A 20,268-nucleotide genomic window follows, 5' to 3' on the forward strand; every position below is an offset into this window, starting at 1 on the left:
CCATGGTGAGATTGAGCGCATTCTCGATCCGAGGGCGTGTGATGCTCGACACCGACGTACGTCTCGACCAGACGCGCATGGTGTCCTTTCCGCGAACACTGTTGGATGAGACAGCCCGTCAGGCGTGGGCGGCGGAAGTCGCGGGTCAGCGGAATCCGGGGACGACGACGAGTACGCTGTGGCCGTGCGAATGATCTTCGATGCCATGGCATCCACCGTCACGTGGATATCCGATGCGGAGTCTCCGGAGTGAAGCCTGTCGTACGACTCTCCGGCGATGACGACGCCGTACGCGCGATCGGTCGTGAGGCGGTCGACGTGCTGCGTGCCCGGCCTCAGGTGGCCTCCGCGCTGTTCGCCCGGCTGTGGTCGCTGCATCAGCGACGCAGGGCGTTCGTCGCGCGTGCGGCCGCGCAGCCGGTCTCGTCGGCGCCGGGCGTGCCACGGATGGCCGGCTCCACCGGATATCGGGCCGTCTGGGGGGTGCTGCTCGGCGTCGGGCTGACGGCCGCGCTCGTGACCGCTGTGATGTTCGGGCCCTCGGACCGCAAGAACGCGTTCCTGGATCCCGGCGTCGCGGTCGCCGTCGCTCTCGTCGCGGGAGTCGTCGCGATCCCGTTCCTGCTGGTGGTTCTGCTGCTCCGCACTCCGGATGCGCAGAGTGCACGTGCGGCCGAGACGCTCGCGATACTGGTAGGCCTCGTGTGCGCCGGGCTGCTCGTCTTCCGTCTGGTGGCAGGGGTGGACGACGGGCGCGGTCTCTCGTCAGCGGATCTGTCGTGGTGGGCGCCGATGACCGCAGTCGTCGTGCTGCTTCTCATCGGCATCGCGATCCGCAGCGACGTCGTGCGTCGCTCCGCGGCCTCTCGCGAAGGGCGCGTTCCAGCCGCGGGATCTCGCGGTGACGATCTGCGACAGATGCGACGCGATGCCGAATGGGCGGCGTCGGCGCAAACGGATGCGCCGTCGAAGGCGTCATGGGTCGCGAAACTCGACGCCCTGGGCGATCACGTGGATCCTGCGGCGACAGCGCAGGCGCGGACGATGACCCCCGCCGCGTGGCTCGCATGGATGAGCTATGACGGAGAGATCGAGATCTCGGGAGTCGTTCCGCGTCCGTGATGCGGATGGGTAGTTTTGGATTGGATGCCTGCGATATGAGTGAGGGGACGCGGAGCGCTTCACCCGTGCGGCTGATCGGCGACGAGGACGTCATTCTGGTCGCCGAGCGCGCGCGAGCGGCCATCGACGCCGACCCACAGCTGGCCCGTGAGTTCCTTCCGGGTCTTGCCTCCCTCTGGCGGGCGAGGCAGGTGGCCGCGACACCGCTGTGGTCTGTCCTCCTCGGTGCGGCACTTGTTTCCATGCTCACGTGCACCGACGCGCTGATTGCGCAGAGCCGTGATGGACAGCCGGAGTGGGCGCTGTGAGCCTCGGTGTCGCCAGGGAGATCGCGGAATCGGCCACGGCGTGGGAGCGGCTCGGCTGGTGGGAGCTGGAGGCGCGGCTGTTCCGTGAGCATCCTCGCATCCGAGCCATTATCAGTACGATGTCACCGCCGTCCGCCCGCAAGTACTTTACCCGTGGCAAGGTGCAGCCGTGGCAGCCCGTTGTCGCGCTCATGCAGCTCGCGGGGCCCGTGCTCCCGGCGGTCGGGCTCGTGCTGCTCGCTTCTCGCCATCTTCCACGGCCGGACGGTGCACAGTTCCTCCCCGCGGTGATCGTCGTGGCGATCGCCGCTCTGCTCGGCGTGGTCGGGCTGATCCACAACGTGCGCGATCGAGACGAGGTCGAGCCGAGGACGGCGTCGCTGATCGGATGGTGCCACCTGATCCCGTCCGGCATCATGCTGATCTTCGTGCTGCAGGCCCTCGCAAGCGGACGCTCGGCGGACGCCGCGATGTGGATGGCGGCGGTGTTCGCACTCGACGTGCTCGTGGGAGTGCTCTACATCGTGTTCGCCCCGCGCCCGAGAGACCCGGTGGCCGCGCGTGCCGAGCGTGCACGAGCCCGTTGGCGGAATGCCATGGCGACGCTGACGCCGGCGCAGGAGTCCGAGCTGCGCGCCGAGCTCGTCGACGCCGTCGGCGTCCTCACCGCGAGGGGTCTCATCAACGACGAGGCCGCACAACGGGCGCTGCAGGCTCCGCTCGGTCTCCTGGGCGCGACCGTCGCTCCTGAGGTGTGATGGGCACCTGGACACGTCGCGAAGCGCTCAACTGCGCTCAGAGTAAAGTGGGCTCACGATCCGCATGACCGACGCGATGACACCCCGCAGTTATGTCGAGGCCCAGGAGCGCTGGAGCCCGGCGTCCTGGTGGTATCTGGAGTCGCACCTGTTCCGAGACGAGTCCGAGGTGCACATGGCGCTGTGGTTCCGCGCGCCCGACGAGGTGCGGCGCGCGTTCGCCGCGCGGCACTTCTCGTTCGGCAAGCTCCTCCTCTCACTCGCCGAGATCGCCAGCCTCGTCCTCCCGGCCCTCGCGCTCGTCACCCTCGTCTCTCGGCACTGGGCCGACGACCAGCCCGATCTCGTCCGCTCGGGAGTGCTCGCCGGCCTCGCTGCCGTGCTGTCGGTGGTCGGGATGATCGCGCGGCGCTCGCGGCCCGAGGGCGTGGACGCACGGACGGAGCGGCTCCCCGCCGTCGTGCACATCGTGCCGTCGCTGATCGTGCTCGTCCTCGGTTCGTTGTTCCTGGGTTCGGGGACGGTCGACGGCAGTGCGGCGGTGGCGCTCCTGGGCCCTCTGGCCGACATCGCGCTGTCGGTCGTGCGCTGGGTGCGCAACCGTCCGGCTGCAGACCGGATCGCCGAGCGGGCGACCAAAGAGGACATGCGTCTGGACCGTGCGCTCGCCGACATCCGTCCGGAGCGTGCACTCGACCTGCGCGCCGAGCTGCACGAGGCGCTGGCGCTCGCGACGGCGCGCGGCCTCATCGGTCCCGGGGAGGCCGCCCGTGCCGAGCGCGCGCCGTTCGGACGCCTCGCCGTCACGATGGTCGCGGGCTGAGTTCGTCTCTGATGTCCGCCGTTGACGGACTATGGCTCACTCCGGAGACCGCGGCGGATTTCGTGCCGGCCGAGCTGGTCGCCGGCCCCGATACCGAAGGGCGCACATGGCTGAGCTGATCGACGGGCCGGCGACCCGGTACGCGCGTTCCCTGTCGCGGTGGGAGCGCAACGACTGGTGGCGTGTCGAGGCGCGGGCATGGGAGCGGCATCAGTCGGTGCGGTTCGCCCTCGCCTTCTTCTCTCCCGCCGATGTGTGGAAGGACCTGAACCGCCAACCCGAGGGGGAGGCGCGAGGTGGCGGATGTCTGGGCGTGGTCGGCCACATCGCCGCACTGTGCCTGCCGGTGCTCGCGATGCTCGGAAGCTTCGGATGGGTGCTTCGGCCGGACCGCACGGCGCCCGTCCTCATGGTCGGCCTGATGTGCCTCGTCGCAGCGCTTCTCTTCACCCGGGGGCTCATCAGCGACCTCCGAAACCCGGAGCGGGTGGAGGTGAGGTCCGCGCATACCCTCAGCTATCTGCACCTCGTGCCGTCGTCCATCACGCTCGTCATCGCCCTGTCGGCGTGGGCGGCAGACAAGGTCGACACCCCGCTGCTGATCCTCGCGATCGCTGCGGACGCGGCGATCGGCATCGTGCCGCTGGTGGCGTTCCGCCGGCCCGGGAACGAGAACGAGGCGCGGTGGCTCCGCAACCTCACACGGCTGAAGACGGCGTTGGAGGCTGTTCCCGAGGATGAGCGTGCACAGATAGCCGACGACATCCGCACGGCCATCGCGGAGCTCGAGCGCGCCGGGCTGGTGTCCGCGGAGGACGCCGCGCATGCGCACGGGCGATCCCTCGGTCTACTGGGCATCGGCATGGCGCCGAGGCCGGACATGACCCGCACGCTCGACAGCGTCTGAGCCGCTCGTCCTGACGGGTCGGATGCTGTGTGATGGGGAGTTGTCCCCATCGACGGTGTGGGGTGGGGTTCCGTAGTGTGGCGGTGTCGGGCCGGGGTGGTCCGGTCCAAGTGATTTTTACCGGAGGTGTGGACGATGGCCGATTTCGGTGCGTCTTATGCGGAGATGGAGCAGGTGGCGTCGTCGCTGTCGCAGGCTCGTGATGACATTCAGGGTCAGTTGGACACCCTGAAGTCGCAGGTGGACACCCTGCTGGGTGAGGACTTCAAGACGCAGCACGCGTCGGGGAAGTTCGGTGAGGGGTATGGGGAGCTGACCACGGGTCTGAAGACCGCGGTGGATGGCATCAACGACATGTCCGAGTCGCTGTTGGGCATGATGCGGGCGATTCAGGATCTCGACCAGCAGCTCGCCGGCAGCTGAGCGACAGGTTTTTCGGGAGGGGTCGACGGGCAACCGTCGGCCCCTCCTCTTGCGTCCGGGGATGGGGAGTCCTCCCCATCGCGACCCGATCGGCGGCTGGCTAGGGTCGTTTCGACGGGAGGGTCACGATGGCAGACGGCATCTGGGTCAAGTACGACGAGCTGAACAGGGTCAACGAGCAGCTGAAGTCGATCGTGGAGGAGCTGAACGGGGCGGCGTCCCGCACGGAAGCCGTGGAGGACGCGATCGGCGCGCCCTACGGCAAGAGCAGGCTCCGCCAGCGCGTGCACGACTTCGAGGGCCGGTGGAACGACAAGCGCAAGGAGCTCAGCACCGACATCGACAAGGTGCAGAAGCATGTGCAGGGCGTGCTCGACGGCCTCAAGGACTGGGACGAGAAGACGGCGTCGCAGATGGAGGTCGACGTCACGGGCGCCGACACGACCGCGCGTCCGGTCTGACCGGGAAGGGATCACGGATATGTACTCTCCGAAGGGACGACCGGTCGTCGAGCTGCAGGGCGAGCCCGGCACGATCCGCAGCCGGGGCACGCAGATCACCTCGCTCGGCAACAAGATGGAGTCCAGCGCGAACTTCCTCAGGGCGCTCGCCGACGACGCGAGCGGCATGAAGGGCGAGGCGGTCGAGAAGCTGCAGGAGATCGTGGGCGACACCTACGACGAGCTCGGACGAGCGGCGAAGCTCTACAAGCCCACCGGCCCGATCCTCGTCGACTACGCGAACGCGCTCGACGAGTATCAGCCCCGCATCCGCGCGCGGGTGACGGCGTGCGAGGAGGCGCGCACCGCGTACGACCGCGCTCCCGGCTATCTCGAGGGCTCCCGCCCGATCTGGGCGCAGCCCGCACCGTGGCGCAGCGACGACGAGAAGAAGACCATGGGGGAGGACAACGACGCAGAGGACCGCGAGAAGCAGCGTCTGCACGAGGAGTACCAAGACGCCCTCGCCGCCTTCGACACTGACGTCGACTCGTGGGAGCACGTGTTCGACAGCACCGCCGACCGCATCGAGGATGCGTTCGACGGCAAGATCGAGGACGGTTTCTGGGACAACGTCGACGGCGCCGTCGCGGTCGTCGTCAAGGTGTTGCAGGTCGTCGGCACGATCGTCGCGATCGCCGCGATCATCATCGGCGGCCCCATCTTCGCCGCGATCGGCGCCGTCATCGCCGTCGCCACGCTCGCCCTGGTGGCCTACCAGTTCTTCCGAGGCGATGCGAGCGGCTGGGATCTCGCCCTCGCGATCGTCGGGGTCATCCCGTTCGGCAGCGTGGGCAAGCTGTTCCAGGGCAAGCAGGGCGTGCTGAACTTCGTGGGCGACACGTTCGCCGCCTTCAAGCCGTCGACGTGGAGCGCGGCATCCGGCCAGCTGCAGAACATCGCGATGGCCAGCCGCTTCGCAGGCGGCGGCTTCAAGGGCTTCCTGCAGGGCGGGCGCACGCTGTGGCAGCTGAACAACCCGGTCGGCGTCGGCGACGTCATGAGCCGGTTCCTGTTCGGCAAGGACACCACCAAGCTCACCGATCTCGTCGAGACCATGACGGCGGGCTCGCGGGGCTGGGCGAACTCGACCACGCTTCCCGCGGCGTGGGAGTTCACCCACATGCTCATCGGCGCACCCATCAAGGTCACCGACAAGATCGCGAACTGGACCGGCAACGGCGACCAGTCGATCAGCAAGCAGGTGCCGTGGCTCGGGAAGCTCCTGTGAACGGCTTCCCCGAGGGGTGGGCTCCGGGCACCTGGCGCATCACCGGCACCTCGCTCGACGGCGGCTGGCTGCCGATCCCGACGAAGAGCGAGACGGATGCCGAGCAGTGGGTGCGTGAGAACACCGCGGCGCTGCGCGAGGCGTGGGGTGCGTCGTGGAGCGCGGATGCCGCGACCCTGGTGCCGCTCGTGCTGGGCGCCGCACTCGACCGCCGCCGCGACGACGATGCGCTCGCGTTCCAGATCTGGCCCGCCCCGCACCCGGTGTGCGTCTTCGTGCACGTGGCGATGGGGCGCCGTGGCCACGATGACACCATGCCGGGCCCCGGCGATGGCATCCTGTTCGAGTCCCAGGGGCTCGGACCCGGTGTGCTGGTGCCGCGCACCGAGCAGATCGGCGAGGCGGCGGCACTCGGCTACGACATCGTCTTCTCGTTCGACGACCGTGTCGTCGTGATCGTGTCGGTCGAGCCGACGTTCTCCGACCTGCTCGGTCTCGTCTCGCCGTCGATCCAGGCGTTCGCGTCGTCGCTCACCCTGGTCGGACCCGACGACGGTGCGCGCCGGGCGCACACGCCTGCGCTGCTGGAGGCGCAGGCGGGCGACACCTGGATTGATAGCCTGGCGACACCATGACTCTGGCACACCCCGACGCACGTTCCTGGGCCGAGGCGCGATCCTCCGCCGACACTCCCCGCCTGGGGATGCTCGAGGCGGTCGCCTGTCAGGCGCATCCCGAGGTCGTGGCGACGTTCGGCGATGACGGAGCGGCGGTGGCCGCGCTTCTCGGACGCAGGCCGGCGAGTGCCGTGCGCCGCGGACTCACCGGCATCGGCATCCTGCTCGCCGTCATCGGAGTGCTCGCGCCCATCGCCGGCGTCGCCGTGCTGGGTGCGGAGTCCTACCTGATCGATCGCGTGCCGGCCGACGTCTCGGTGCCGATCGCCGCGGTGGCCTTCGCCGTGGGCGCCGTGACCCTCGTGGTCGCGGGGCTCTCGTGGTGGCGCACCGGCGCGACCTGGTCCGGCCTCATCTGCGGGCTCGGGGTGGTCGCCGCCGTGTGCGGGGTGTTCGCCTCGATCAGCATGCCGACGGTCTCTGGGCGAGACGGCTACCCGCTGCCGACCCTGATGCTCCTGCCCGTGTGGGGGACCCTCGCCTTGGGGGTGTTGCTCGCCCTGCTGGTCTTCTCGCGGTTCCGCGTGCGCGTGCCCGACGAGGCCGCGAGCGCGCCGAGCCCGATCACGGTGAGCGAGCGCCACGCCGCCGAGCAGGCGGCGCGTGCGATCCCCGATGCCGAACGTGCCGCGATCGTCGACGATCGCGACCAGGCCCTGCGGATCCTCGCCGAACGCGGCCTCATCGACCAGGAGACCCTGGATCGTGCGCTCCGTGCCCCGCTGGGCACGCTGTTCACACTCGACGCGACCGGAAGGACCTCCGCATGACCGACGCCACCGCCGAGCCGTCGCCCGTCCGCGTCAGCCTGCGCGAGCAGCTCGGGGGCACGCCCGATCCTGACTTCGCGCTCGTCCTCCCGCCGGGGTGGATCCGCCGCGACGTCACCGAGCAGGAGCAGGACGGGATGCTCGCGGGCATCCGCGGGCGGCTGCTCGAGGCGAACCGGCCCGACCTGTACGGCAGGATGCGCGGGCTCGTGCAGGATGCCTTCACGCAGATGCGCAAGGTGTCGACGGTCGCGATGTTCACGGCGGGCGACAACGCCCCCGACAGCGCGTACATGCCCGCCTCGCTGACGGCGACGATCCAGCACGCTGAGCCGGGGCAGAACCTCGACGCCTATGTGCGCAGCGCCATCACGTCTGACGGCGCGACGCCGTTGCTCGGCGACAAGCGCATCATGCGCGTCGAACGCGAGACGAGCGAGTCGCTCGACGGCGAGCAGATGCTCGTCACCACCGTCGTCTACATGACCCCGGTGCCCGGCAGCGAGAGGCGGCGTGCGCTGCTGCTCACCCTCGTCATCCTGAGGCCGGTCGACGCGCCGGCCGACGATGCCCCGCTCGTGCAGATGAAGACGCTGTTCGACCTGTGCGCTTCGTCGCTCAGCTGGTCGCCGCGCGAGTGAGTGCCGGGCGATGGGGAGTAGTGCCCATCGCCACCGCCGCCGTGTCGTCCCTGTGCTGATACGGTCATCTCGACTGTGTGTGGGGGGGTGCATGGCTGACGAAGTACAGGTGTTCTACAACCACCTGATCACCGAGACCTCGTTGATGAACGACTCGGTCACGGCTCTGATGGCGCGCAGCGGCACGCTGCAGGGCGACGACGTGGGCATCGAGAACCCCGCGCACCGCACGGCGCTGCGGCTCGAGATGCGGCGACGGTTCACGGCGCTGCGCGCGACCGTCGAGGCCTGCACCTCGGATGCGAGCGACATCGCCGAGCGTCTCAGGGCGATCAGCGAGCGGTACTCCGATCTCGACGTCGAGCTCACGGGGAGGGAGCAGCCGTGACCCTCACGTCCCCGAACCGCGGCTACCCGCTGGAGCGCATCGACGGCAGCGAGGGGTCGATGGGATCGTGGGTGCGCACCTTCGACGACGTCGCGGAGCAGCTCGGCGCTCTGCGCGACCGGGCGCAGCGCGTGACCGAGCTCCCCGGCGTGGGCGACGCCATCACGAGGGCGCGAACGGACGCGCAGCTGCTGCTGTCGCCGGTGCGGTCGGGTGTCGGCGAAGCGGAACTGCTCTCGAGCGCGCTCGCGGCGTACGCCGACGCGTACGCCGCCTCGGCCGTGCCGGCCAATCGCATGATCGAGGAGATCGAAGACGCCCACGCCGCCTGGGAACGGCATCCCCTTCGACGTCCGTGCCGCGGCGAACCTGCAGAGGCTCACGGCGCTGCACGACCGCCTGGCGCATCTCTCGGAACCGCTCAAGAGCGAGGTCACGGCCCTCTGGAACGAGGTCATGCTCAACAAGGGTCAGCTGGTCTCCTTCGATCCGGACGGCTCGGAGCAGACGACGGCGGCGCTCTGGTACGGGCCCTTCGACGCGGCCAACGTCTCGACGCTCGTGCCGGGCATGCTCTCCGAGGTGCAGGGGATCGGCGAGTTCGGCACCTCGGCTCGCGACCTCATCAACGGCACGGGCGACGCCGCCATCGCCTGGTTCGGCTACGACTCGCCCGACTTCGTGGAGGAGCCCGCGATGGGCCGTGCACAAGACGGCGCACCGGCGCTGCGTTCGTTCCTGCTCGGTCTCGACGCACAGGCGGGCACGGGAACCATCAACGTGGTCACCCACTCCTACGGCAGCACGACGGCCGCCCTCGCGATCGGCTCCGCACCCGACGGGCTCGGCGTCGACCGCTTCATCACGGTCGGCTCCGCCGGCCTTCCCGACGACGACGCCGTGCTGAGCAACCTGCAGGGACCGGACGCGCCACGACTCTACGCCACGACCTCGTCGAACGACTTCTGGGCGCCCGTCGGCAAGCTCACCGGCTGGGGGCACCACACCGACCCGGCGAGCCTCGACGGGGTGACCGTCTTCGACAGCGATGGGGGCGTGGGGGCCGGTGGCGAGGAGCTGCTGCCGACACCGGGGCACAGCGCGCACGGAGGGGCGAACTTCCCCTGGGAGCACGAAGCCGGAGGCTACCTCGAGAAGGGCAGCGAGTCGTTCTACAACGTCAGGAGCATCGTGACGACCGGCGAGCCGGGCACCGAGCCCGGTGGCGAGGGCAGCGTCGAGGGCTACTGGGACATCGTCGCGCGCGGGCTGTCGTCACCCGGTGTGTACGGGTACGGATACTAGGGTGTCGGCTGTGCGACACGTGTGGGCGGCAGCCGCCGTCGGATTGGTGCTGATCATGACCGGATGCGGCCCGCAGGCCCAGATCCCCGAGGGTGACGAGCTGTATCGCGAGGGGGAGCAGCGCTATCTCGCGATGGCGACCACGATGCACGGCATCCTCATGCGCGTGCACGAGGGGGAGTGGACCGTCCCCACCGGCGGATACGGTGCGATCCCGATCGGATGCAACCTGGGCGCCGGGGGTGACTTCGGCTACCGCTTCTCCTACCGCCGTGAGGTGACGCTGCCCGGGCTCGACCGCGGCGCCGTGAGCGCCGCCGCGACCGAGGCCTTCCGTGAGGCGGGCCTGTCGGCCGAGCCGTCCGAGTTCGGCGAGGGCGAGGCGGCGGAGTGGAACCTCGTCGCCGAGGACGACGAGCACGGACGCATCGTGCTCACGATCGCGGCGGGAGCCTCGCGAGTGGAGGTCGCCGCTGACACGCCGTGTGCGCCGGGCAACGCGGCGGAGCTCTCGTCCATGGTCACCGCCGATGACGCGCGCGGCGGTGACACGCTGACCTGGCGCTCGCTGCCCGCGTTCGAGGGTCCCGGCTCCGTGCCGATCTTCTACTTCCCCGCGGGGAGCCCGGAGTACTTCTCGGAGGACGGTACTCCGGTCGACCCGCAGCCTGTCGTGACGGATCCGCCGACGGCTCCGTACGGCGGCTGACGGGTCGGATGCTGTGTGATGGGGAGTTGTCCCCATCGACGGTGTGGGGTGGGGTTCCGTAGTGTAGCGGTGTCGGGCCGGGGTGGTCCGGTCCAAGTGATTTTTACCGGAGGTGTGGACGATGGCCGATTTCGGTGCGTCTTATGCGGAGATGGAGCAGGTGGCGTCGTCGCTGTCGCAGGCTCGTGATGACATTCAGGGTCAGTTGGACACCCTGAAGTCGCAGGTGGACACCCTGCTGGGTGAGGACTTCAAGACGCAGCACGCGTCGGGGAAGTTCGGTGAGGGGTATGGGGAGCTGACCACGGGTCTGAAGACCGCGGTGGATGGCATCAACGACATGTCCGAGTCGCTGTTGGGCATGATGCGGGCGATCCAGGACCTCGACCAGCAGCTCGCCGGCAGCTGAGCGACAGGTTTTTCGGGAGGGGTCGACGGGCAACCGTCGGCCCTTTCTGCATGCGCGGGAGACGCGACCTTCACGTGCCCCCACCCCGCCGCCATCTGGTTCCGCGCGACTGAGCGATGGGGAGTTGTGCCCATCGACGCCACGTGTCGGGGAAAGTAGTTTGGGTAGCGTTGATCTGGAGGGTGTGACATGGCTGGTGAACGCGTTCTTTATCCGATCGACGACCTGCGGGAGACGAGCAACCAGCTGACCGCGATCGTCGAGGAGTTCGAAGCGGCTTCCACGCGACGCGATGACCTCGAGCACGCCGTTGGGCGTCCCGATGGCGACGGTCGCCTGAAAGCGCGCGTGCACGACTTCGAAGGCAGCTGGAACGACAGCCGCGACAAGCTGCTCACCAAGCTCAAGGAGGTCGCTGAGCGCGTGAAGGGCACGGTCGACGAGGTCACCAAGACGGACACGGACATGGGCAACTCGGTTCAGCAGTCCGGCAGCGGATCTGGCGGCCGTGGCCGCAGCGTCGCGAACTGAGGCGGGGGAACGATGAAGACGCACAAGGGGCATGAGGTCGCCGTCATCGAGGGCGACGCGACGGCGATCGGCAACCGTGGCGACAAGATCACGGAACTCGCGGAGCAGATGACCACGGCCGCGAAGACGCTCTCCGACATCAAGAGCGGCAAGCTCGTCGGCGAGGGCTACGCGATGGACAAGATCAAGGAAGTCGTCGGCGACGTCCACAGCGACCTCGAGGAGGCCGGGCGGCGCTACAAGCCCGCGGGCAAGACCCTGACCGACTACGCCGGCGTGCTCGCGACCGTCCAGGCGCAGATGCGGACGATCGTCGGGGACTGCGAGACCAGTGAGCGGGCGCTCGCCACGGCCCAGAGCGAGGCCGATCAGGCCGACAGTGCACTCGCGCAGCACAACACGTCGGTGGCAGAGAACCCGCCGACGCCTGAGCAGGCTGATTCCTCGGCTGCGATGGGGGAGCGCCTCTCCGGGGCGGCCTCAGCCGCGCATTCGACTCTCACCACGGCGCGCGAGACCCACAACCACAACCTCGGGCGCTTCGACGCTGCGTACGACACGTGGGACGAGGCTTACGAGCGGGCGGTCAACGGGCTCAGCGATGCGAACAAGATCGGTGAGGACAGCACCTGGGAGAACGTCGCCGGCGTGCTGGCGGTGATCTCGGAGTGGGTGTCGTGGGTCGGCCTCGCGATCGCCGTGCTGGGCGTCATCATCGGAGGCCCGTTCTTCGCGATCGCCGCCCTGGTGGTCGGCGTCATCGCGCTCGGCCTCACCATCGCGCTGATGTTCGACGGAAGGAAGGGACTGGGCGACCTGGCGTGGGCGATCGTCGGCATACTCCCGGTGGGCAAGCTCGGCAAGATCCTCGGCGGCAAGGGGAACGTGTTCAGCAAGTTCGGCAAGGAGACCTGGGCGCAGGTCCGCAACCCGATCCAGCAGATGCGCGGCCTGAAGAGCTTCGCCAATTCTGAGATCACCTACTCGTCGCGCGGGTTCAAGGAGTATTACGCGGGGGTACGCGGTCTGCGACGCTCGTTCCAGAATCCCGTGACCGGATTCGCCGACGGCGTCGTGGAGCGCATGCTCTTCGGGCCGAGCCGATCCTTCTCCGTGGCCTTCCACGAGAGCGTCACCTCGGGAAGCGCCTTCTTCCAGAAGCAGCTGGTCGGATCGCTGCCGAAGGGATTCCAGGGGATCGCTGACGCACCGTCGTTCTCCACCTTCGAGGCGATGTGGAACACGTACAAGTGGACGGATCGAGGAATCTCCCTCGGGCAGAACGGCAAGCCGTCAGGCGCTCTGTCTCCGGCGGGTCTGATCAACGGGATGTTCCGGTGACGGAGTCGGTGGCGCTGCCCTGGGAGCTCCAGTACGACGCCGCCGGCTTCGTCGCGATCCCCGAGACGGATGATCCCGCGGCCGCCGAAGCCTGGGTACAAGAGTGCCTGGAGCGCTACGGACTCTGGCACGAGTCCGCGCCGGAGGCAGCCGATCAGGTCGCGGCGACGGCTCGGATGATGCTCGACGCCGCGCGGACTGGCGGGGCGCGGCTCTGGTTCGCGCCGCCCGGGATCTACAGTGACGTCCTGGTCAGCATCGCCGTCGAGTCGTCCGCTGGCCGCCCGAGCACCGAGGAGCTCTTCGACGGGGTCGCCTCGTCGACAGCGGTGGATGTCACACCCTTGCGCACGGAGACACACGGTGCGGGCTATCTCGTCCGGTGGGGTGTGACGATCGAGGACCCGGAGGGTCCGGAGTCGGAGGCGCGCGGCTCCTTGTTCGTGGAGCATTGGACGGTGTTGCTGAACGACGGCACATGGACGATCCTGATTGACGTGCTCGGTACCACACTCCCCGTCTTCGCGCAGCTCGAGGAGTACCTCCCGCAGCTGATCGTCGGCATCACCGTTCCCCGGGTTCCGGCAGCATGAGCGCTCTGAAGGACGTCGCCGCGTACGAGGAGTCCGTGCTCGCCGGTTCGGCGCGACTGCGGGGTATCCATGCGGATGCTGTGAGGCGCGGCCGTGCCGCGGTGTCGGCGGCGGAGGCCGAGGCCGGAACGGATCACGACGCGCTCGATGACCGGCTCGACGCCCTTTACGCCGACGTGCTCGACGACTACGCGGCCCGCGCGAGTCAGGAGATTTCCGAGGAACAGGAGCAAGCGTGGCTCCGCGCGATCGCGGATCTGCAGGGTCATGCCTGGTCCCGGCTGCTGACCGCGCATGGCGTACTGGGGGCGGCACGGCTGCTGATGAGCCTGGACGGGGTGCGCGGCACAGGGGCACGGAAGGCCGAGCCGGACAGGCGTCTTGCCGCCGCGGCGCGGACGTGCGTGTGCGGATATGCGACGGACGGGACGATGCCGCGTTGGCTGTGCCAGGCGTGCTCGCACGCGCTGAGCGCGGCGTGGGTGGACGAGGAGGGCAGGCTTCTGCGGAGGGCTCCGGGGCTTCAGGCCGAGGTCGCGGGCATCCTCGACGCCGTCGGCTCCGAGATCAGCGCAGCGCGTGCGCTGGGTACGGAGGATTCGTACACCGTGGAGGAAGCCGCGCTGTCCGGTGCGCGCCGCCGACTGGCACGTGCGAACAGGCGTCACCGCGACGAGGTCTCACGCCTGGATCTCACCCGGTGGCGCGAACTCGCGGGGCTCGTGCGGCGTTCGTCGATGCCGACCATGAGGTCGGAGGCGCGGCGGGCCCGCCGCCGCCTCGGCATGGCGGAACTGTCCCGGCTCGCGCTCCGCGGCAGCGGTGGGAGATAGGCGAGGGAGCGACATGGGGGCGATGAACGATCTCGGGGTCGAACTGCGGTTCGGCATCCCGGCTTTCCGGCTCGCGCTGCCCCCGGGCTGGGTGCGGCACGTGCCGACCAACGCGGCGCAGGACGACGACGTGAAGCGCGCGAGCGCGATCTTCAAGCACGCGAACCGGCCGGATCTGGACGCGGAGTTCCGCACCCTGATGGCGCAGACGACTCAGGCGATGGCGCGAACCAAGGTCTTCGAGATCTATCGGCAGGAGCAGGTCGAGATGGACGACCTGCTGCCGATGTCGATCACGGCGTCGGCGTTGAGCGGTACGGACGGCGAGAACCTCGACGGGTGGGTGGCTGATGCATTCCGGACGAAGGGCGCCGAGTTTCTCGATGACGCACGGCACATCGTGCGCTGGAGTTCCGAACCTGCCCGCCCCTCGGGCGCCCGCCGGATCGAGGGAGTGGGCGGACGCACCCTGACCTACCTGATCCCTGTTCCGGGCACGCAACGCCGCAAAGCGCTGGTCTTCACGACGACGATCGTCATCCCTGACGGCGAGGTCTTGCCCACTGAGCTGGTGGACGCCATGGAGCTGCTCAGCGATGCCATGATCTCCACGTTCACCTGGGAGCAGCTGGCGGAGGAGCCGGCCGTCGCCGAGGCTGACGCGTAGTCGTCCTCATCGACGGTCGTGTTCGCTACGGTGTTGTCACGGGCGCCGGGCTATCGATGCGGCGACCGGTGCAAGGGGGGATGTCCGACGTCGAGGTCGACAAGGCGGCACTGGAAGGTGCCATCGTCAACATCAGGTCCGCCATGGGTGACTACGCCGTCTACGCGAACGACATCGGGGCGCGCGACACGGGGGGCAACCCGGTCGGCCGCACCGCCCTCCGCGTCATGCTGGAGAACGCGCTCGGCCAGGCGAGCCTCGAGGCGCGCTCCCACCACGCGACCAGCATCGGGATCGATGACCGGCTGACGGAGATCAACGACTCGTTCACGGAGCTCGACGTCTCGATGGGGGCGGGCTGGGGCGGTGATTATGTCTCTGACTTCTCCTGAGCGTGGCTGGCCTCTCGAGCGGATCGAGTACGACAGCGGCCAGCTGGAGGGCATCTACTCCGACATCGGGAAGCTGATCGACGAGGGCGGCAACGCCCAGATCGTGCTGCGCAACATCGAAGCCGGCCTGGAGGGGCGCGGCAGCAGTGTCGTTCGGGTGAAGGTCGAATCCGGACTGCTCGCGGGCCGCATGGACCCGACGATCGCTCGCCTGTCGAGAATCGCCGCCGTGGTGCGCGCGTACGGGGAGGCGGTCGCGCAGCACGCCCGCGCGGCCAACGATCTCATCGACGACATCGAGGCTGCGCACCGGGCGCGGGAGGCGGCGGCGACGAGCCTGGCGGACGCCGAAGCCCATCAGGAGGATGCGGAGCCGTCGGATGCGGTGGCGGAACAAGGCGTCACCGACGCGCAGAGCGCCCTGGCGTCGGCTGCTGCCACGCTCGACGGCCTGTGGCAGCAGTGGGAGAGCGCGTACTCGAGGTGGGACGAGGCCTACGGCGATGCCATCGCGGGGCTCGTGCAGTCGGACGGAACTGTCCTCAGCGCATCGACGCTCTCCGCGATCGACGCGCTCGCCGACGCCGACACGCCCGAAGAGGTCGCCGAGGTCTGGGCGGGGCTCACGGATTCGCAGCGTGAGGCACTTCACCGCACCCACCCGGAGTTCGTCGGCAATCTGGAGGGCGTTCCCTATCTCGATCGATTCATCGCCAACAAGGCCACACATACAAGTGGACGGACCGGGGCGTGTCGCTTATGGTCAACGGCCGGCCGTCGGGGGCGGCATCTCCAGCCGGAATGATCAATGACGGTGTCGATCGCATGACCAGCTTCGTCGGCGGCCTGTTCCGATGACAGCATCCGTACCGGTCAGCTGGGATCTTCAGTACGACGCCGCGCAGTTCGCCGCGATCCCTGACGAGGTCGCAGTGGACGGTGGCGAAGCATGGGTCAGCGACTGCTTGGCGCACTACGGGATCGAGGACGAGCACGCCTCGCCGCAGACCGAACAGGTGGCGGCGACCGCACGGATGATGCTCGGGAACTCGCGCCCGGGCGCGACTCAGCTCTGGTTCACGAGGGTTACGGGGAGCTGACCACGGGTCTGAAGACCGCGGTGGATGGCATCAACGACATGTCCGAGTCGCTGTTGGGCATGATGCGGGCGATTCAGGATCTCGACCAGCAGCTCGCCGGCAGCTGAGCGACAGGTTTTTCGGGAGGGGTCGACGGGCAACCGTCGGCCCCTTCTGCATACGCGGGATGTGCGTGAGCCGGTGCCGCTCCGGCTCAGCGCGTGGCGTCCGTCAGGTGACGGGCGTTGTGGTTCAGCACCTTGACCATGATGCCGCGTTTGCGCAGCTCGGCGACGGTGCGGGTGCCTTCTTCGGCATCCCGCCCGAGAGCGTCGATGGTGGCGACCACGAGAACGTCACCGGGGTGGAGCGTCGCGATGAGGCGTGCGAGGCGGTCGCTCCAGCTCTCCAGGATCTCGGGCGCCGGGTGGCGGAAGCCCTCGATGGGGACGCCGAACCGCGTGAGGTCTTCCCGCTGCTGCACGACCGAGGGCATCCCTTCACGGGCGACCACGAGGCCGACGAGGCGAGCGCCGTCGGGGCGTGCCGACCAGAAGTTGCGGTTCTCCTGCAGCTCGGTGAAGCACTTGGGGCATTCGGCGGCCGCGTGCGGGAGGTGCAGCGGACTCGTCAGGGCCTCCTCGACGGATGACGTCGCCTTCGTCGGTTCGATCGTCTCGCTCATCGTGCGCACCTCCGCATCCATTGTGCCTTGTCCCGGCCGCTGGGATGCCGCGCCCGCGACCGAGCGCCGTCAGATGAGGCCGAGAGCGCGGACCGCGTCACGCTCCTCGACGAGCTCGGCGACGGACGCATCGATACGTGCACGTGCCCTGTCGTCGAGGTCGATCCCCTCGACGATCCGCCACTCCCCGCCGACCGACTCGACGGGGAACGAGCAGACCAGCCCCTCGGGCACACCGTATTCGCCGTGCGAGACGACGCCGGCCGACGTCCAGTCGTCGGTTCCGCTTACCCAGTCGCGCACATGGTCGATCGTCGCGCTGGCCGCCGAGGCCACCGAAGACGAGCCGCGCACCTGGATGATCTCCGCCCCGCGCTTGGCCACCCGGGGGATGAAGGTCTGGTCGAGCCACGCCGGAACGTCGCCGACGATCTTCTCGAGCGCTTCGCCGACCGGCAGTCCGTTGACGGTGGCGTGCGACACATCGGGGAACTGCGTCGCCGAGTGGTTGCCCCAGATCGGAACTCTCCGCACGGTCTCGACCGGCACCGCGAGGGTCTGGGCGAGCTGGGCCCGCGCGCGGTTCTCATCGAGGCGGGTGAGGGCGGTGAACCGCTCCGGGGGAACGCCGTCGGCGGATGCCGCTGCGATCAGCGCGTTCGTGTTCGCCGGGTTGCCGACGACCGTGACCCGCACTCCGGGTGCGGCGTGCGCGGCGATGGCGGCGCCCTGGGGGCCGAAGATGCCGCCGTTGGCCGCCAGCAGGTCGCCGCGTTCCATGCCGGGTCCCCTCGGGCGGGCACCCACCAGGAGGGCCAGCTCGCAGCCGTCGAACCCGATCGCCGGGTCGTCGGTGACCTCCACGTGCTCCAGCAGTCCGAAGGCGGCGTCTTGCAGCTCGAGCGCGGCGCCCTCGGCGGCGCCGAGCCCCTCGGGGATCTCCAGCAGCCGCAACCGCACCTTCTCGTCGGGGCCGAGCATGTCACCCGCCGCGATGCGGAACAGGAGGGCGTAACCGATCTGGCCGCCCGCGCCGGTGATGGTGATCGTGGTGGTCATGTCTCGAGCCTACGGCCCTCCGCCGACGCGCGGGAGGGGCGCCGTGCCACGGTGGGGTGATCCCCGCGCGATCACGGCACGGTTACGCACCGGGATGCCGGGGGAGGGGCGGAGTACCCTCGATCCATGACCTTCAATCCGGATGCCGATGTCTCAGGGAGCAGCGCACGACGCCGTGGACGAGGCGCCGTCGTGGCCGGAGCCGGGGGTGTCGGCGTGCTCGGACTCATCGCCTTGATCGCCGGCCCGCTGCTCGGCATCGACCTCACCGGTCTGCTCGGCGGCGACGGCGGCACCGGCGGGGGCACCGAGCCCGCGGGCGGCAGCGTCATCGAGGACTGTCTCACCGGTGAGGATGCGAACGAGAACGTCGACTGCCGCGTCGCCAGTTCGCAACTCGCCCTCGACGCCTTCTGGTCGAAGAACGTCGATGGCTACCGTCCGCCCCAGCTCATCATCGTCGACGGCGCGACGCAGAGCGCGTGCGGAACGGCATCCAACCAGGTCGGGCCGTTCTACTGCCCGCCCGATGAGACGGTCTACATCGACCCGACGTTCTTCGACCTCATGCGGCAGCAGTTCGGAGCATCCGCCGGTGATCTCGCCCAGCTCTACATCGTGGGGCACGAGTGGGGCCACCACATCCAGTACATCACCGGGACGATGGACAGGTACCCCAACAACGGCACCGGTCCCGACAGCAACGGCGTCCGCACCGAGCTGCAGGCAGACTGCTACGCCGGCGCGTGGATCGCGCGAATGTCGGAGGACAAGGACAAGAACGGCGTGCCGTATCTCCAGCCCTCGACCGAGCAGCAGAGGGTCGATGCGCTCAACGCGGCGTTCACCGTCGGTGACGACCACATCCAGGAGCAGTCGGGCTTCGTGAACCCCGAGAGCTTCACGCACGGCACGAGCGAACAGCGCCAGTACTGGTTCGCCAACGGGTACGCGAACGGCCTCGACGTCTGCGCAGACACCTTCACGCTCCCGGGAGATCAGCTCGGACCCCAGTAGCGTTGAGGTGTAGCACTCAGTTGGGGGATCGATGACGATGAATCTGGACGCGCTCTACCCGGAGATCGAGCCGTACGAGACGGGCGAGCTGCTCGTGGGCGACGGCCACCGCATGTACTGGGAGGTCAGCGGCAACCCCGAGGGCAAGCCGGTCGTCTTCCTGCACGGCGGTCCCGGGAGCGGCACATCGCCATGGCAGCGACGCTTCTTCGACCCCGAGGCGTACCGGATCGTGCTGCTCGACCAGCGCGGATGCGGACGCAGCACTCCGCACGCGAGCGCCCCCGACGCCGACCTGCGCTACATCACGACGGCCCACCTCATCGCCGACATCGAACTGCTGCGCAAGAACCTCGGCATCGCGAAATGGCAGGTGTTCGGCGGATCGTGGGGAAGCGCGCTCGCGCTGGCCTATGCGCAAGCGCATCCGGACGCCGTCAGCGAGCTCGTGCTCCGTGGTGTCTTCACGCTGCGGCGCGAGGAGCTGGAGTGGTTCTACGAGGGCGGCGCCGCCGCGCTCTTCCCTGACATGTGGGAGGAGTTCATCGCGCCGATCCCCGTGCTCGAGCGGTCGCGCATGATCGAGGCGTACCACCGGCGCCTGTTCGACCCCGACCCGGCGGTGCACGTTCCCGCAGCCCTGGCGTGGTCGCGCTGGGAAGCTGCGACCGTCACGCTCGAGCCCGACGCCGAGCAGATCGAGGCGATGGCGGATGCGGAGCGGGCGACGGCGTTCGCGCGTATCGAGAACCACTTCTTCGTGCACCGCGGGTGGTGGGACGAGGGGCAGCTCATCGCGCGCGTCGACGGCATCCGCCACATCCCGGCCGTGGTCGTGCAGGGACGGCACGATGTGTGCACGCCGATGATGACGGCGTGGGATCTGCACCGGGCCTGGCTGGAGGCGGAGTTCGTCGTCGTCGACGACGCAGGTCACTCGGCGACCGAGCCAGGCATCCAGCGGGCTCTGCGCGCCGCGACGGATCGCTTCGCCGCTCGCTGACCCGTCGATCGGCCCCGGGGCGACCCTTCGCTCTGCACGGTGCGAGCAGGTTCGGGCGGCCAGGGCGTGGCGCCGGCATCCGTCGGGCCGGCATCCG

General features: G+C 69.0%; 27 protein-coding genes. 25 read left to right on the top strand and 2 right to left on the bottom strand.

What is annotated here, in order from left to right; all coding sequences use genetic code 11:
• Positions 1-249 precede the first annotated feature (249 nt).
• The 23 genes from AB663_RS06215 to AB663_RS06330 all read left to right on the top strand — a co-directional run bounded on the left by AB663_RS06215 (position 250) and on the right by AB663_RS06330 (position 16,428).
• Entirely contained in the window at positions 250-1,122 is an 873-nt protein-coding gene (locus tag AB663_RS06215) for a hypothetical protein (protein WP_067196818.1), read from the top strand.
• A gap of 65 nt (positions 1,123-1,187) precedes the next feature.
• Complete coding sequence (locus AB663_RS06220) at positions 1,188-1,430, top strand: hypothetical protein (RefSeq protein WP_157540933.1); 243 nt, start codon at positions 1,188-1,190, stop codon at positions 1,428-1,430.
• Entirely contained in the window at positions 1,418-2,188 is a 771-nt protein-coding gene (locus AB663_RS06225; RefSeq protein ID WP_067196825.1) for a hypothetical protein, read from the top strand. The genes AB663_RS06220 and AB663_RS06225 overlap by 13 nt, the downstream gene beginning before the upstream one ends.
• Before the next feature lie 64 nt (positions 2,189-2,252).
• A complete protein-coding gene (locus AB663_RS06230; protein WP_067196829.1) occupies positions 2,253-3,011 on the top strand; it encodes a hypothetical protein in 759 nt (252 codons plus the stop codon).
• A gap of 106 nt (positions 3,012-3,117) precedes the next feature.
• Complete coding sequence (locus AB663_RS06235; protein WP_067196832.1) at positions 3,118-3,918, top strand: hypothetical protein; 801 nt, start codon at positions 3,118-3,120, stop codon at positions 3,916-3,918.
• Between the two features lie 135 nt (positions 3,919-4,053).
• Positions 4,054-4,341 carry a WXG100 family type VII secretion target gene (locus AB663_RS06240; RefSeq protein ID WP_067196835.1) on the top strand — a complete coding sequence of 96 codons (288 nt, stop codon included), beginning with the start codon at positions 4,054-4,056 and terminating at the stop codon, positions 4,339-4,341.
• Between the two features lie 128 nt (positions 4,342-4,469).
• Positions 4,470-4,802 carry a hypothetical protein gene (locus AB663_RS06245; RefSeq protein WP_067196838.1) on the top strand — a complete coding sequence of 111 codons (333 nt, stop codon included), beginning with the start codon at positions 4,470-4,472 and terminating at the stop codon, positions 4,800-4,802.
• Between the two features lie 19 nt (positions 4,803-4,821).
• On the top strand, positions 4,822-6,072 hold the full coding sequence (locus tag AB663_RS06250) for a hypothetical protein (RefSeq protein WP_067196841.1): 1,251 nt from the start codon (positions 4,822-4,824) through the stop codon (positions 6,070-6,072).
• Positions 6,051-6,707, top strand: coding sequence for a hypothetical protein (locus AB663_RS06255; protein WP_157540936.1), 657 nt, complete (start codon positions 6,051-6,053; stop codon positions 6,705-6,707). The genes AB663_RS06250 and AB663_RS06255 overlap by 22 nt, the downstream gene beginning before the upstream one ends.
• The gene (locus AB663_RS06260; RefSeq protein ID WP_067196846.1) at positions 6,704-7,519 is read left to right on the top strand and encodes a hypothetical protein; all 816 of its coding nucleotides are present in this window, start codon (positions 6,704-6,706) and stop codon (positions 7,517-7,519) included. Before AB663_RS06255 ends, AB663_RS06260 begins: the two co-directional genes overlap by 4 nt.
• Positions 7,516-8,160, top strand: coding sequence for a hypothetical protein (locus tag AB663_RS06265; RefSeq protein ID WP_067196848.1), 645 nt, complete (start codon positions 7,516-7,518; stop codon positions 8,158-8,160). The genes AB663_RS06260 and AB663_RS06265 overlap by 4 nt, the downstream gene beginning before the upstream one ends.
• 91 nt (positions 8,161-8,251) lie before the next feature.
• The gene (locus AB663_RS06270; protein WP_157540938.1) at positions 8,252-8,548 is read left to right on the top strand and encodes a hypothetical protein; all 297 of its coding nucleotides are present in this window, start codon (positions 8,252-8,254) and stop codon (positions 8,546-8,548) included.
• Positions 8,549-9,004: 456 nt separating this feature from the next.
• Positions 9,005-9,853, top strand: a complete 849-nt coding sequence (locus tag AB663_RS06280; protein ID WP_067196858.1) for an alpha/beta hydrolase — start codon at positions 9,005-9,007, stop codon at positions 9,851-9,853.
• A 1-nt stretch (position 9,854) separates the two neighbouring features.
• A complete protein-coding gene (locus AB663_RS06285; RefSeq protein ID WP_067196861.1) occupies positions 9,855-10,562 on the top strand; it encodes a hypothetical protein in 708 nt (235 codons plus the stop codon).
• A 121-nt stretch (positions 10,563-10,683) separates the two neighbouring features.
• A complete protein-coding gene (locus AB663_RS06290; RefSeq protein ID WP_067196835.1) occupies positions 10,684-10,971 on the top strand; it encodes a WXG100 family type VII secretion target in 288 nt (95 codons plus the stop codon).
• A gap of 189 nt (positions 10,972-11,160) precedes the next feature.
• On the top strand, positions 11,161-11,502 hold the full coding sequence (locus tag AB663_RS06295) for a hypothetical protein (RefSeq protein WP_067196864.1): 342 nt from the start codon (positions 11,161-11,163) through the stop codon (positions 11,500-11,502).
• A gap of 12 nt (positions 11,503-11,514) precedes the next feature.
• A complete protein-coding gene (locus AB663_RS06300; protein ID WP_067196867.1) occupies positions 11,515-12,843 on the top strand; it encodes a hypothetical protein in 1,329 nt (442 codons plus the stop codon).
• Positions 12,840-13,436: a hypothetical protein gene (locus tag AB663_RS06305; RefSeq protein ID WP_067196869.1), complete on the top strand. Its 597-nt coding sequence runs from the start codon at positions 12,840-12,842 to the stop codon at positions 13,434-13,436. Before AB663_RS06300 ends, AB663_RS06305 begins: the two co-directional genes overlap by 4 nt.
• The gene (locus tag AB663_RS06310; protein ID WP_067196871.1) at positions 13,433-14,269 is read left to right on the top strand and encodes a hypothetical protein; all 837 of its coding nucleotides are present in this window, start codon (positions 13,433-13,435) and stop codon (positions 14,267-14,269) included. Before AB663_RS06305 ends, AB663_RS06310 begins: the two co-directional genes overlap by 4 nt.
• A 13-nt stretch (positions 14,270-14,282) precedes the next feature.
• Positions 14,283-14,936 (top strand): hypothetical protein, encoded by a 654-nt coding sequence (locus tag AB663_RS06315; RefSeq protein WP_067196874.1) that lies wholly within the window; start codon positions 14,283-14,285, stop codon positions 14,934-14,936.
• 80 nt (positions 14,937-15,016) lie between these two features.
• Entirely contained in the window at positions 15,017-15,328 is a 312-nt protein-coding gene (locus AB663_RS06320) for a hypothetical protein (protein WP_067196877.1), read from the top strand.
• On the top strand, positions 15,309-16,133 hold the full coding sequence (locus tag AB663_RS06325) for a hypothetical protein (RefSeq protein ID WP_067196880.1): 825 nt from the start codon (positions 15,309-15,311) through the stop codon (positions 16,131-16,133). The genes AB663_RS06320 and AB663_RS06325 overlap by 20 nt, the downstream gene beginning before the upstream one ends.
• A gap of 49 nt (positions 16,134-16,182) precedes the next feature.
• A complete protein-coding gene (locus tag AB663_RS06330; RefSeq protein WP_067196883.1) occupies positions 16,183-16,428 on the top strand; it encodes a hypothetical protein in 246 nt (81 codons plus the stop codon).
• A 193-nt stretch (positions 16,429-16,621) separates the two neighbouring features.
• Here AB663_RS06330 and AB663_RS06335 read toward each other — a convergent pair whose 3' ends face one another.
• Together AB663_RS06335 and AB663_RS06340 are read right to left on the bottom strand one after the other, a co-directional pair.
• Positions 16,622-17,092 (bottom strand): recombinase family protein, encoded by a 471-nt coding sequence (locus AB663_RS06335; RefSeq protein WP_067202297.1) that lies wholly within the window; start codon positions 17,090-17,092, stop codon positions 16,622-16,624.
• Positions 17,093-17,161: 69 nt separating this feature from the next.
• A complete protein-coding gene (locus tag AB663_RS06340; protein WP_067196886.1) occupies positions 17,162-18,151 on the bottom strand; it encodes a malate dehydrogenase in 990 nt (329 codons plus the stop codon).
• 126 nt (positions 18,152-18,277) lie between these two features.
• Between AB663_RS06340 and ypfJ the strand changes: the two genes are divergently transcribed.
• A complete protein-coding gene (gene ypfJ / locus AB663_RS06345; RefSeq protein ID WP_067196890.1) occupies positions 18,278-19,168 on the top strand; it encodes a KPN_02809 family neutral zinc metallopeptidase in 891 nt (296 codons plus the stop codon).
• Positions 19,169-19,199: 31 nt separating this feature from the next.
• Positions 19,200-20,171 (top strand): prolyl aminopeptidase, encoded by a 972-nt coding sequence (gene pip / locus AB663_RS06350; protein WP_198147946.1) that lies wholly within the window; start codon positions 19,200-19,202, stop codon positions 20,169-20,171.
• Positions 20,172-20,268 lie beyond the last annotated feature (97 nt).

Source organism: Microbacterium sp. XT11 (genome assembly GCF_001513675.1).
In the GTDB taxonomy this organism is placed as follows: Bacteria; Actinomycetota; Actinomycetes; order Actinomycetales; family Microbacteriaceae; genus Microbacterium.